We start from the raw sequence: 11,657 nt of genomic DNA on the forward strand, positions 1-11,657 counted from the left end.
AAATCTGTGTCCATCGGAAACAGTTAATATGTGTGTATAGTAGACACAGTTTTGTCGCGACGGCAAGCCCGGAGGTGGCGGTGGCCAGCAACGTCGAGGTCCTGTGGGGCGCCCGACCGACACCGCGCCGCGGCCCCAAACCCGCGCTCAACCTCGACCTGATCGCCCGCACCGGCATCCGGATCGCCGATGCCGAAGGGCTGGCCGCGGTCTCGATGCAGCGCGTCGCCGAGGAGCTCGGCTTCACGAAGATGTCCCTGTACCGGTACGTGCCGGGCAAGGCCGAACTGGTCGCGCTGATGGCCGATCTCGCGATGGGCCAGCCAACCGAGCTGCGCAGAGGTGGCTGGCGCGACCGGCTGGACGCGTGGGCGCGGGCGCTGCTGCCGCTGTTCCTGCGGCATCCCTGGACGCTCGAAGCGACCACCGGCCCGCGCGTTCCCGGCCCCAACGAACTGTCCTGGATGGAATCGGCCATCGCCGCGCTCGACGGCACCGGCCTGCACGGCAGCGAGCGGATGGACGCCGTGGTCGTCCTCGTCGGCCACGTCCGCAACATCGCCCAACAGGCCGCAGCGGTGCCCGGCGGCGATCCGGAGAAGCACCTCGGCGCGGTCCTGGTCGAGCTGATGCGCGAGCACGGCGACCGGTACCCGGCGGTCAGCGCGGCGCTGGCGGCGACCCGCGAGGACACCCAGGACCAGGCGCTCGACTTCGGCCTGGCCCGGATCCTCGACGGCCTCGAAGCCCTGGTCGCCGACCGCTCCGCCTGAAGCTCAGTGCTTGATGGCTCCGGCGAGGCTGAAGGCGCCGCCGAGGGTTCGGGCGACGACCAGGTAGAGGACGACCACCGGCGCCGTGTAGATGATCGAGTAGGCCGCGAGCTGCCCGTAGGCGATCAGGCCGCCCTGGCCGAAGAAGGTGAACACCCCCACTGACGCCGGTTGCTTCGTCGGGTCCAGCAGCAGGATGAAGGGCACGAAGAAGTTGCCCCAGGCGGTGATGAAGGTGAAGATCCCGACCACGCCCATGCCCGGCGTGATCAGCGGCAGCACGATCGAACGCAGCGCCTGCATCCCCGACGCGCCGTCCACCCACGCCGCCTCTTCGAGGCTGATCGGAACCCCGTCCATGAAGTTCTTGGTCATCCAGATCGCGATCGGCAGCGAGGTGGCGGCCAGGAACAGCGTGGTGCCGAACATCGAGTCGATCAGCTCCAGCTGCACGAACATGCTGTACACCGGAACCATCACCGCGGTCATCGGCAGCCCGGACGCGAACAGCACGATGTACAGGAACGGCCGCCGGAACCGCAGCTGGTAGCGGGACAGCGGATACGCGCACAACACCGCAGCGACCACCGAGATCAGCGCCGCACCACCGCACATCAGCAGTCCGTTCCACAGTGGACGACCGCTGAGCTCCCAGCTCAACACCTGGCCGAAGTTGTCCAGGGTGAACGCGGTGGGCAACCGCGCCGACAGCGGCGCGTCAACCTCGAACGCGGCCGTGACCAGCCACAACAGCGGAGCCAGGAACGCCAGGGCGACGACCGCCAGGACCAGGTGCACCACGGTGGACACCGAACGTCGCCGGGCGGCGGTAACCGAAGCCATCACACCTCATCTCGCAGGCTCTTGGCGTACACCACCGCGAACAGACCGCCGATCAGCAGCAACACCAGGGAAATCGTGGCGCCGTAACCGATCTCGTCGAACTCGAAGGCCGTGTCGTACATCAGCAGCGGCAACGTCTGCGTCGCCCCGTTGGGGCCACCGGCGGTCAGCACGTAGATCAGGGTGAACACGCCGATCGTCTGCAACGTGATCAGCATCAGGTTGGTCAGCACCGAACGCCGGATGATCGGCAGCGTGACGTGCCAGAACCGGCGGACCACCCCGGCGCCGTCGACCTCGGCGGCCTCCACCAGGTCGGTGGGCACCTCGGACAGCGACGCCTGGTAGACCAGCATCGAGAACGCCGTGCCCCGCCAGATGTTGCCCACGATCACCGCCACCATCGGCGCGCTGTAGAGCCAGTCCTGCGCATCGAGGCCGATCGCGGCGAGCAGGTTGTTCAGGGTGCCATCGGAGTTGAGGAACGCGTAGACGGCGAGGGCCGCGACGAGTTCCGGCAGCACCCAGGCCGACACCACGATCGTGCCCACCGTGCTGCGCAACCAGCGGCTGCGGTGCTGCGTCAGCACCGCGATCAGCATGCCCAGGCAGTTCTGCCCGATGACCGCCGAGCCGACGGTGAACACCACGGTCAGCCAGACCGAGTGCCACAGCGCCGGATCGGTGAACAGCCGCCAGTAGTTCTCCAGCCCGACGAACTCGGGGTTGGTGGCCGCCACACCGCTGAGCGCGGCGTTGGTGAACGAGACGTAGCCGCTCCACAGGATCGGCCCGATCACGAACAGGCCGAGCAGCAACAGCGCGGGCGCCATCGGCGCCAGCCATCGCCAGACCCGCGCCGCCATCAGCCCGCTCGGGTGTTGGCGGGCTGCACGATGCGCGAAACCTGTTGCGCCCACTGGTCGGCGACCTCGCCCGGCGGTCGACCGGCCACCACGTCGAGCACCGATTTCTGGATCTCCTCGGAGACCTTCGGGTACTCCGGCAACGCGGGCCGGTAGTGCGTGGTGCCCAGCAGGCCGATCCAGAACTGGTTGAGCGGGTTCGCCTCGACCACCCGCGGATCGGCGGCGGCGTCCGCGCGAGCTGGCAAGTTGCCGCTGGCCGCCGCGTACTCCACCACGTTGTCCTTGGCCATCGCCTGCTTGATGAACTCGAACGCGTCGTCCTGCTTGGTGCTGGACGAGCTGATCGCCAGCGTCCAGCCGCCGGAGAGGGTCACCGTGCCCGGCGGCTGCCCGTGCTGGGTGGGCATCGGGGTCGCCGACATCGTCTGGTGCCAGTCGTTCCAGCCGGAGTCCGACCAGTTGCCGGAGGCGAAGCTGCCGTCCAACCGGATCCCGACCTTGCCATCGCGGGTGAGGTCGTCGCGGAACACCTTGTCGTACTGCGCGTCGGCGATCTGCGCCTTGCTCTGCGTCAGGTTCTCCGCCAACGCCGTGGACAGGAAGCCCATCGCGTCGGCGAAACCCTTGCTGGGCACCAACCACTTCTGCTGCTGCTCGTCGTAGAGCGTGCCGGTTTCGGTGCCGTACAACAGCATTTCGACGGTCTGCATGCTCACCGACTCGCCCTCGGCCTTGCCCAGCGCGAGGTCCATGGCGATGGCGTCCGGGCGCCGCTGCTTGATCTGGCGGGCCGCGTTCAGGACGTCGTCCCAGGTGCGCGGCTGCCATTCGGCGGGCAACCCGACTTCGGCGAACAGGCGGCGGTTGTACCAGAGACCGCGGGTGTCGGTGTCCAGCGGCACCCCGTAGGTCTTGCCGTCCTGGGCCTTGCCCGCCTGCTTGGTGGTGTCGATGTACTGGTTCCAGTCCGGCCACTGCGCGAGGCGCTCGTCCAGCGGTGCCAGGTAACCCGCTTCGACGTCGGAGTTCACGTTGAAGCTGTCCTCGTAGAGCACATCCGGCGCGGTGGACGGCGAACGCATCCGCAGCTGGAGCTTGGACAGGTACTCGCCCTCCGGCGCGACCACCGGGTCGAGCTGGACCGTCTTACCCGGATGCGCCTGCTCGTACTGCTGCTTGACGCGCTGCATCCACTGGTCGACCTGGAGCGTGTTGCCGTACCGGTGGTAGGCGACGCTGATCGTGTTCGGATCGTCGGCCGGGCCGCCGCCGCACGCGGCCAACGAGATCCCCAAGGTCGCGGTGATGAGCACCGATATCGCTCTGCTTCGCTGCATCGCGGTCCTCCCGCCAGCAGTGGTTGCGCTTGACCTGAGATGTGGATCACACTCTGGGTTAGTTAATTCCATTCGATGGAACAAGTCAATGATCTTGCCGTTCCCTCCACGAGGAGCGCCGATGGCGAAAGCGTCCTGGCAGGGCACGAATCTGCCACGGGTGGGCGGATTCAACCGTGCGGTCGTGCTCGACGCGATCCGCCAACACGGTGAAGTCAGCCGCGTCGAACTCGCGCAACGCACCGGGCTGACCGCGCAGACGATGTCCAACATCGTCCGCGCGCTGATCGACGACGGGCTGGTCACCGAGAACGGGCACGCCCCGTCCACCGGCGGCAAACGCCGGGTGCTGCTGAAAGTGGTGCCGGACGCGTATTCCGCGGTCGGCCTGCACCTGGACCCGGAGCGGATCACCGGCGTGCTGCTGGACCTGGCGGGCGGGGTTCGGTTGCGCAGTCGGCGCCGGGTTCCCGACGACGCCTCGCCCGCGGCGATGGCCGCCGCGCTGGCCCGCACCTGCCACCAGTTGGTGCGCCGGTCCGGCATCGCCGACGATCGGGTGCTCGGCGTCGGGCTCGCGGTGCCCGGACCGCTGGACGCGGCGCACCGCCGCGTGCTCGCCCCGCCGAACCTGACGGGGTGGGAGGAAGTCGCGCTCGCCGACATCGTCGAGGAACGCGCAGGTCTGCCGGTGGTGATGGACAACGACGCGACAGCGGCGGCGATCGGCGAGCGCTGGGCAGGTTGCGCTGATCGCGCGGGCTCGTTCGTGTACGTCTACCTCGGCTCCGGGGTGGGCGTCGGGGTGGTGCTCGGCGATCAGGTGCATCGCGGGGTCAGCAACAACGCTGGCGAGATCGGACACGTGCACAGCGGCGGCGGGCGCGAATGCCATTGCGGGAAGCGGGGTTGCCTGGAGGCGTACTGCTCGATGCGCGCGATCGTCGCGGACTGGCGGGCGGCGACCAGACAACCCGGGGAAGGGTCGGTCGCGGAGACCTACGAGCAGTTGTGCCGACAAGCAGCGGACGGCGACGCCACCGCGGCGCGAGTGCTGCGGGTGGCGGCGACTCGGTTGGGCCACGCGGTGGCGTCGGTGGTGAGCGTGTTGGACGTCGATCGCGTGGTGCTCGGTGGGCCTGCGTTGCGGCACGTGGCGGAGCTGGTGCGGTCGCGGGTGGCGAAGGTGGTCGAGGCGCAGGTGTGGGCGCCCAAGATCCGCCCGGTGCGGGTGGAGACCGCGCTGATCGGCGAGGATGCCGGTGCGGTCGGCGCGGCGTCCCTGGTGCTCGACCGCGCCTATTCCCCCCGCGTCGCCACCCTCCTGGGCCCCTGACCACCTCGTGAGTCCGTAACCGGCCTGGAGCCCGCTCACGCACTCACGACCCCATTCAGGCGAGGGGTGAGGGGCACCCTTTACCAAGTAACTTGGTGAAGGGTGCCCCTCACCCCTTTTCTCGTCACCTTGTGGGGCGACGGAGTGCCGTGGGCGGCCGTGCCGGTGTTCAGGAGTTCTGGGGGGGTTGGATGGCCTTGGCTACCGTCTCGCCGAAGGCCCTCATGCCTTTGGCGTTCGGGTGCAGCGGGGCCGCCGCCGAGGTTGGGATCACTCCCTCGTAGTACTTGTTCTTCGGAGGCGCGCAGACGTCGTGGCCCTTGCTCACCGGACCCAGGTCGACGAACCTCGCTCCGTGCGCCGCCGCCCGTTGCGCGAGCACCGCGCTCAGCTTGTCCACACTGGACTGGATGTAGTCCGCGTCGCGGGACCACAGCGGCTCCTTCGGGTAGCAGCCGCCCGGTCGCAGGTACGTGCCGTAGCCGACGACCACGATCTCGGCCTTCGGCGCTCGGCGCTGGATCTGGTCGAGCACCTCGTCGAAGCGCGGGGCGAACGCCTTGATCCGCGCCGCCAACTCGTCCCCGCCACCGGCGGTGAACTCGTCCGCGCACGACGAACCGACCGGTTCCGGAAGCAGGTTGACGCAGGAGACCACCGCTGGCACCAGCGAAACGTCGTTGCCTCCGACGGTGATGGTCACCAGGTCGGTGCGGTCGTCGAGCGCGTCGTACTGCGGCGGCACGATCCCGTGCTGCTTGCCGGTGAAGTCCGCGATGGTCGCGCCCGAGCACGAGACGTCGGTCAGCTCGGCGCCCAGCGCTTCGGCGACCACCCTCGGGTAGTTCACCGTCGAGCGGAAGCAGAGCAGGTTCGGATCCGGGTCCGGGATGAGCGGCCCGGCGGCTGCCGAATCGCCCATCGCGACGTACTCGAACTCATCGGCCGCGTGCGCGGTCGGTGCGAGCAAAGCTGCCGTCGCGGTGAGGGTGAAACCGAGTTGGGCGAGACGACCGAGCTGGAATCCCACGGAAACCTCCTGCGAGAGCTGGCATTCCGCTTTGATCTAGCACGCAGCAGTCCGTGGGGGCTCGCGAATTCACCTCACGATGGGGCGAACCAGGAACTTGGGCCGGGTTCCCAGATGTCATCTCGGGACGACCGTGGTGCACGGGGACCGAGACGGTTCCGCCGCGCCGCGCAACGGAATCCGCGCATTCTCACAGCTCCCGGCGCAAGGCTCTGGTGATACCGGCGGCCACCGTGGTGGCCAGGATCCAGCCCGCCGCGATGAGCACCACGGTGATCCACTGGGAATTGCCGTGCGCCTGCCACATCACGTCGTGGCCGAGGTTGATGATCGGCACCAGCTGGTCCACCGTGTACAGGAACGGGTTCCACACCGGGTGGTCTTCGGTGTTGATCGGGGCCAGCTGGTGGTAGTTGAACCACGTGGTGCCCGCGGCGGTCAGCAGCACCAGCCAGATCAGCGCGCGCAGCGGGCGGAAGCCGTAGGCGACCGTGATCAACTGCAGCATGCTCCACAACCGCACTGGTAATCGGAACGCCGGGCGGGTGGTGGCCGCGATCGCCTGGTAGCGCCGCCGCTGCTTCTCGATCAGCACCGTCACAGCGTGTTCCTCGTTGCCGTTGCCGCGGAACACCCGCGCCAACTGGTCGTACGGCCCCGGCTGGTACCGGCCGCCGGAGTTGGCCCGCAGCCAGCTCAGCCGTTCCAGCACCGCGGCCCGGTCGGTCGGCTCGATGCTCTCGGTGAAGTTGTCGTAGGCGAAGTCCTCGACGTCGACCCCGCCGGATGCCTCCCACAGCGCCGCGTTGTCCGCGAGCAGCTCGCACTGCGCCTGCCGCAGCATGATCCGGCCCTGCGGCGCCGTCCCCGGCACCAGCGTGAGTTCCTGCGCGACCAGGCCGAAGGCGTTGATCGCGTTGCGGCTGGAACCGTCGCCGAGCCGACAGCCCCAGAAGTTCGCCTGCCGCCCGATCTCCGCACGCCGCAGCTGCACCTCGCCTTCCGCGAGGAACGGCCGAGTGCCCTCCGCGCACACCAGGTCGCGGGAGATGCGGGCGGCACGCAGGTCCACCGAGGACTTGTACGCCAACCGGTGCCGGTGCCACGCGGGCTTGGTCAGCCGCGCCGAGCGCAGGTCGACGTTGGCGCCGATCTGGGCGCCTTGCAATTGGATCGAGCCGATGATGTCGGCCTCCCGGCAGTCCAGGTTGCTGCCGACCACTATTCGGCTGGCCTGCACCGCATCGGTGCGCGGGCCGTGCACCTTCGCCCGGTTCAGCTGGAAGCTGCCGTGCACCCGGACGTCGATCATCCGCAGCTGGCCGTGCAACTCGACCCGCGATGCCTCCAGGTTCCCGAGGATCTCAGTGCCGTCGATGTGCAGCGCGCGCAGCGGCTGCTCGACCGACGCCTTCGGCGAACGGGACCAGCTCAGGTCGATGTGCGCACCGGACATCCGCAAGTCGCCGCCGATCCGCGCGCTCACCATCCGGACCGTGCCGCCGCTGCGGAAGCCCTGGTCGATCTGCACGTCGCCGCGGATGTCGCCGCGGTCGGCGATGAGCGTGCTGGTCGGGTCGTCGTGCTGGGACTCGCCGCGACGCGGCGGAGCGACGCCGGGTTCCAGCACCGCGTCCCGCAACCGCAGGTCACCCGCGATGTGCACGCTGGGCAGGAAGAGGAGCCCGGCGACGGTGAACGGCCGCCGGGTGAGCGGGTCGACGTCGCAGCGCAGGCTGCCGCCGATCTGGATGCCGTTGGCGTTCAACGCGTATCGGCCGCGGTTGCGCAGTACGCCGCCGGAGAAGTTGAGGTTGCCACCGACCTTCGCGCCGGGGATCCGGATCTCCCCCGACACCTGCAACCGCAGCCCGAGCAGCGCGCCGGAAACTGACAACCGGTCGCCGTAGATGGCGCGGCCGCCGGGATTGCGCAGTTCGCTGTCGTTGAGCACCAGCGAGCCGCCGAGCTGCGCGTCGGCGAGGTCGACGATGCCGCCGATGCTCGTGCAGTTGCGCAGCAGGGTGTCGTTGCTGGTGTTGAGGTTCCGGGCGTCGAGTCCGGGGAACCGGCAGTGCCAGAGCACCAGTCCGGCGATGTTGGCCTGCCGCAGGTCGGGCGCGTTCTCGAACCGGCAGTGCACGAATTCCAGCAGGTAGGGCAGATCCGTGGCGCGCAGGTCGAGTCGGCCGGTGATCACCGCGTTCTCGATGGCGATGACCGGCTGCTGGCCGGTGCGCCGGGAGAACGGTCGCCAACCGGTCTCCTCCAGCGACTCGACCAGCCGTCGACCCAGGTACTCGCCGCGGATCTCCAGGTCCTGGTCGTGCTGCGCGGCGTGCACGTCCAGCGGCGGACCGCCGTCCTGGACCGCGCGATCCGTCCTGCCCTGCCGGAGCAGTTCCTCGAACCGCTGCTCGGCAGCGGTAAGCGGACCGTTGTTGTCCCACGGCTTGACGACCGGCACCCGTGCTCCCGAACTTGTCCAACCCGATGATTCACACGAAAGGTAGTCGATCAACTACCCCTGGAACTCTGACGTGTGATCTCGACTGCTGGTTGCGACACATTCCGCGGTACACCGAGATGGCGTACAGCTCCGTCGTTCCACGTGAAACTGGTCGTGAGTGCGAAAGCGGGCTCCAACTCGCTTTCGCACTCACGACCTGTCAGGTCACTCCGCGGCGTGGGTGTGCGTGGGGTCGAGGACGCGGGCCAGGAAGGTGCGGGTGCGGTCCTCCTTCGGGGCGCCGATGACCTCGGCGGGCGGGCCCTGCTCGACGATCACGCCAGCGTCCATGAACAGCACCCGGTCGGCCACCTCGCGGGCGAACTGCATCTCGTGGGTCACCACGAGCATGGTCATGCCCTCGTCGGCGAGCTGCCGCATCACGCCGAGCACGTCGCCGACCAGCTCCGGGTCCAACGCCGACGTCGGCTCGTCGAACAGCATCACCTTCGGGTTCATCGACAGCGCCCGCGCGATCGCGACCCGCTGCTGCTGACCGCCGGAGAGCTGCGCGGGCATCGCGTCGACCTTGTCGGACAAGCCGACTCGCGCCAGGTTCTCCCGCGCGATCCGCTCGGCCGCGGCCTTGTCCCGGCCCAGCACCTTGCGCTGCGCGACGGTCAGGTTGTCCAGCACGTGCAGGTGCGTGAACAGGTTGAACTGCTGGAACACCATGCCGATGTGCCGCCGGGCGCCGTCCAAGTCGGTGTCCGGGTCGGTGAGCTCGGCTCCGTCCACCACGACCTTGCCCGCGCTCGGCTCCTCCAGCAGGTTGACGCAGCGCAGCAGGGTGGACTTGCCGGAGCCGGACGGACCGATCACGCACACCACGTCGCCGCGGTCCACCTCCAGGTCGATGCCGCGCAGCACCTCCAACGAGCCGAACGACTTGCTCAGCCCGGTGATCTCGATCATGACGTCGCTCATGACTGGTCCGCCTCTCCGCGATTCACTGGTCCGCCTCTCCGCGATTCACAGTGGTGGTGGCGTCCAGCGCGAATCTCCCGTTTCGGGGTTTCTGGTGGCTGGCTTGCTTCACGGTCCCCTGAGGTGCGGTTGAGGAGGACTGCGGTTGGCACAGGGCTGCTCATGCCCCCGCACCTCCGTGTCCGGCCTTGGTCCGCACCCCGCCGTACTTGCGCTCCAGCAGGTCGGAAACCCGGGAGAGCGGAATCGTGATGATCAGGTAGCACAACCCGGCGACCAGCAGCGGCGTCAGCGACGCGTACTCGTTGAGCGCCGCCCGGCCGAACTTCGCCAACTCGTACTGGCTACCGGCCAGCCCCAGCAGGTAGATCAGCGAGGAGTCCTTGGTCAGCAGGATCAGCTCGTTGGTCAGCGGCGGCAGAATGATCCGGAACGCCTGCGGCATCACCACGGTGACCATGGTGCGCAGCGGCGACATGCCCAGCGAACGCGCCGCCTCGACCTGGCCGCGCGGCACCGCCTGCACGCCCGCCCGGATCGTCTCGGCCATGTAGGCGGCGCCGACCAGGCCGAGCGCGAGCATCGCGGTCGAGTAGATGTCGAAGCGCAGCTGGAAGGCGATCGGCACACCGAAGCCCAGCGCGATGAACACCAGCAGCGCGGGCAGGCCGCGGAACAACTCGATGTAGCCGGTGGCGATCCACCGGTACGGCGCGACCGGCGACATCTTCATCAGCGCCAGCAGGATGCCCAGTCCCAGGCCGAAGCCGAAGCCCAGCGCGGTGTAGATGATGGTGTTCACCAACGCCGTGGTGATCACCTCGGGGAACTGCGCGACCGCGACGTCGACGTTGAAGAACGCGCGCGCGATCGAGCCCCAGTCCGCGACCACTGCCGCGACCAGGATGACCACGATCAGCACGCCGTACTGGATGCCGCGGTTCAGCCTGGCGCGCTGTCGTCGGCCCAGACCTGCCGTGGGCCGCTCGGTTTCCGTTGTCATGAAGTCTCCTGATCAGTGTTCGGGGCCGACGGTTGGAGCACCCGTCGGCCCCGCCTTGGCAACCGGGGCGCTCACCCCGAGGTCGCAGCAGTGCCCGATCCGCACTCGGCGTCGGACCAGCACGCGGATCTCGGACGCGCCGAGATTCCGCTCAGCTGGCCCACCTGCTCACTGCGGTGCCTTGCCGAACCACTTCTCGTAGATCCTGTTGTACTCGCCGTTCTCCTTGAGCTTCTTCAGCGCGGCGTTGACCCGGTCCTTCAGCGCGGTGTTGCCGGTCGCCACCCCGATGCCGTACTGGTCACCGGTGGTGAACTCGTTGGTGATCTCGACGTTCGGGTTCGTCTTGACGAAGTCGCCGAACACGCTGTTGTCGTTGATCGCCGCGTCGACCTGACCGGTCTCCACCGCGGTCACCGACAGCGGCAGGTCCTCGAACTGCACGACCTCGTAGCCGTTGGCGGCCTTGTTGTCGTTGGCATAGGTCTCGCCGGTGGTGGCCAGCTGCACGCCGAGCTTCTTGCCGCGCAGGTCGGCGAGGCTGCGGATGTTCGAGCCCTTCTTGGTCAGCAGCGCCTGGGTGGCCTCGAAGTACGGGTCGGAGAAGTCGAAGTTCTCCTCGCGCGGTGGGGTGATGCTCATGGCCGCGGCGGCCACGTCGCAGCGCCGCGTGTTGAGGTCCTCACCGGACTGGATGCCCTCGAACGGGGTGTCCACGATCTCCTGCGTGAGTCCCATGTCCTTGGCGATCGCGTCGACCAGGTCGACGTCGAAGCCGACCACCTTGCCCTGGTCGTGGAACTGGAACGGCTTGTAGTCCATGTGCGTGCAGGTGGTGAGGACGCCAGCCTTGATCACCTGCACACCGCCGTCGGCCGTGCCACCACCGCCGGTGGTGGATTCGGCACAGCCCGCCGCCGCGGCGGTGGCCAGGGCGAGAGCGGGCAGCAGAGCCATCGCTCGTAGTGTTCTGCGACGCGCCACGATGTCACTCCTAGTAGGTGAGAACGCGAGTGCTCGAATGGTGCCA

The 11,657-nt window shown here is 68.4% G+C and carries 10 protein-coding genes; 2 read left to right on the forward strand and 8 right to left on the reverse strand.

The window, feature by feature from the left end; genetic code table 11:
* Positions 1–80: 80 nt before the first annotated feature.
* Entirely contained in the window at positions 81–773 is a 693-nt protein-coding gene (locus MOQ72_RS15860; RefSeq protein WP_242184320.1) for a TetR/AcrR family transcriptional regulator, read from the forward strand.
* 3 nt (positions 774–776) lie between these two features.
* Here MOQ72_RS15860 and MOQ72_RS15865 read toward each other — a convergent pair whose 3' ends face one another.
* Genes MOQ72_RS15865 through MOQ72_RS15875 form a run of 3 tightly spaced genes read right to left on the reverse strand, consistent with a single transcriptional unit; the run spans position 777 to position 3,822 of the window.
* Entirely contained in the window at positions 777–1,616 is an 840-nt protein-coding gene (locus MOQ72_RS15865; protein WP_242184322.1) for a carbohydrate ABC transporter permease, read from the reverse strand.
* Positions 1,616–2,482, reverse strand: a complete 867-nt coding sequence (locus MOQ72_RS15870) for a carbohydrate ABC transporter permease (RefSeq protein WP_242184323.1) — start codon at positions 2,480–2,482, stop codon at positions 1,616–1,618. Before MOQ72_RS15870 ends, MOQ72_RS15865 begins: the two co-directional genes overlap by 1 nt.
* Positions 2,482–3,822, reverse strand: a complete 1,341-nt coding sequence (locus MOQ72_RS15875; RefSeq protein WP_242184325.1) for an extracellular solute-binding protein — start codon at positions 3,820–3,822, stop codon at positions 2,482–2,484. The genes MOQ72_RS15870 and MOQ72_RS15875 overlap by 1 nt, the downstream gene beginning before the upstream one ends.
* A 121-nt stretch (positions 3,823–3,943) precedes the next feature.
* Here MOQ72_RS15875 and MOQ72_RS15880 point away from each other — a divergent pair, with 121 nt between their 5' ends.
* Positions 3,944–5,158 (forward strand): ROK family transcriptional regulator, encoded by a 1,215-nt coding sequence (locus tag MOQ72_RS15880; RefSeq protein ID WP_242184327.1) that lies wholly within the window; start codon positions 3,944–3,946, stop codon positions 5,156–5,158.
* A 169-nt stretch (positions 5,159–5,327) separates the two neighbouring features.
* Here MOQ72_RS15880 and MOQ72_RS15885 read toward each other — a convergent pair whose 3' ends face one another.
* The 5 genes from MOQ72_RS15885 to MOQ72_RS15905 all read right to left on the reverse strand — a co-directional run bounded on the left by MOQ72_RS15885 (position 5,328) and on the right by MOQ72_RS15905 (position 11,584).
* Positions 5,328–6,188, reverse strand: coding sequence for an SGNH/GDSL hydrolase family protein (locus MOQ72_RS15885; protein ID WP_242184329.1), 861 nt, complete (start codon positions 6,186–6,188; stop codon positions 5,328–5,330).
* 190 nt (positions 6,189–6,378) lie between these two features.
* Entirely contained in the window at positions 6,379–8,655 is a 2,277-nt protein-coding gene (locus tag MOQ72_RS15890; RefSeq protein WP_242184331.1) for an oxidoreductase, read from the reverse strand.
* A gap of 207 nt (positions 8,656–8,862) precedes the next feature.
* Positions 8,863–9,624, reverse strand: a complete 762-nt coding sequence (locus MOQ72_RS15895; protein ID WP_277954148.1) for an amino acid ABC transporter ATP-binding protein — start codon at positions 9,622–9,624, stop codon at positions 8,863–8,865.
* A 160-nt stretch (positions 9,625–9,784) separates the two neighbouring features.
* Entirely contained in the window at positions 9,785–10,627 is an 843-nt protein-coding gene (locus MOQ72_RS15900; protein WP_242184332.1) for an amino acid ABC transporter permease, read from the reverse strand.
* Positions 10,628–10,795: 168 nt separating this feature from the next.
* Entirely contained in the window at positions 10,796–11,584 is a 789-nt protein-coding gene (locus MOQ72_RS15905) for an ABC transporter substrate-binding protein (RefSeq protein WP_242184333.1), read from the reverse strand.
* Positions 11,585–11,657: the final 73 nt, after the last annotated feature.

The organism is Saccharopolyspora soli, from assembly GCF_022678645.1.
Classification (GTDB): domain Bacteria; phylum Actinomycetota; class Actinomycetes; order Mycobacteriales; family Pseudonocardiaceae; genus Saccharopolyspora; species Saccharopolyspora soli.

What these genes read in the sequence shown, in the direction of transcription:
- MOQ72_RS15865 (WP_242184322.1), bottom strand. Translation starts at nt 1,616, where the DNA reads ATGGCTTCGGTTACCGCCGCCCGGCGACGTTCGGTGTCCACCGTGGTG.
- MOQ72_RS15870 (WP_242184323.1), bottom strand. Translation starts at nt 2,482, where the DNA reads ATGGCGGCGCGGGTCTGGCGATGGCTGGCGCCGATGGCGCCCGCGCTG.
- MOQ72_RS15875 (WP_242184325.1), bottom strand. Translation starts at nt 3,822, where the DNA reads ATGCAGCGAAGCAGAGCGATATCGGTGCTCATCACCGCGACCTTGGGG.
- MOQ72_RS15880 (WP_242184327.1), top strand. Translation starts at nt 3,944, where the DNA reads ATGGCGAAAGCGTCCTGGCAGGGCACGAATCTGCCACGGGTGGGCGGA.
- MOQ72_RS15895 (WP_277954148.1), bottom strand. Translation starts at nt 9,624, where the DNA reads ATGAGCGACGTCATGATCGAGATCACCGGGCTGAGCAAGTCGTTCGGC.
- MOQ72_RS15900 (WP_242184332.1), bottom strand. Translation starts at nt 10,627, where the DNA reads ATGACAACGGAAACCGAGCGGCCCACGGCAGGTCTGGGCCGACGACAG.
- MOQ72_RS15905 (WP_242184333.1), bottom strand. Translation starts at nt 11,584, where the DNA reads ATGGCTCTGCTGCCCGCTCTCGCCCTGGCCACCGCCGCGGCGGCGGGC.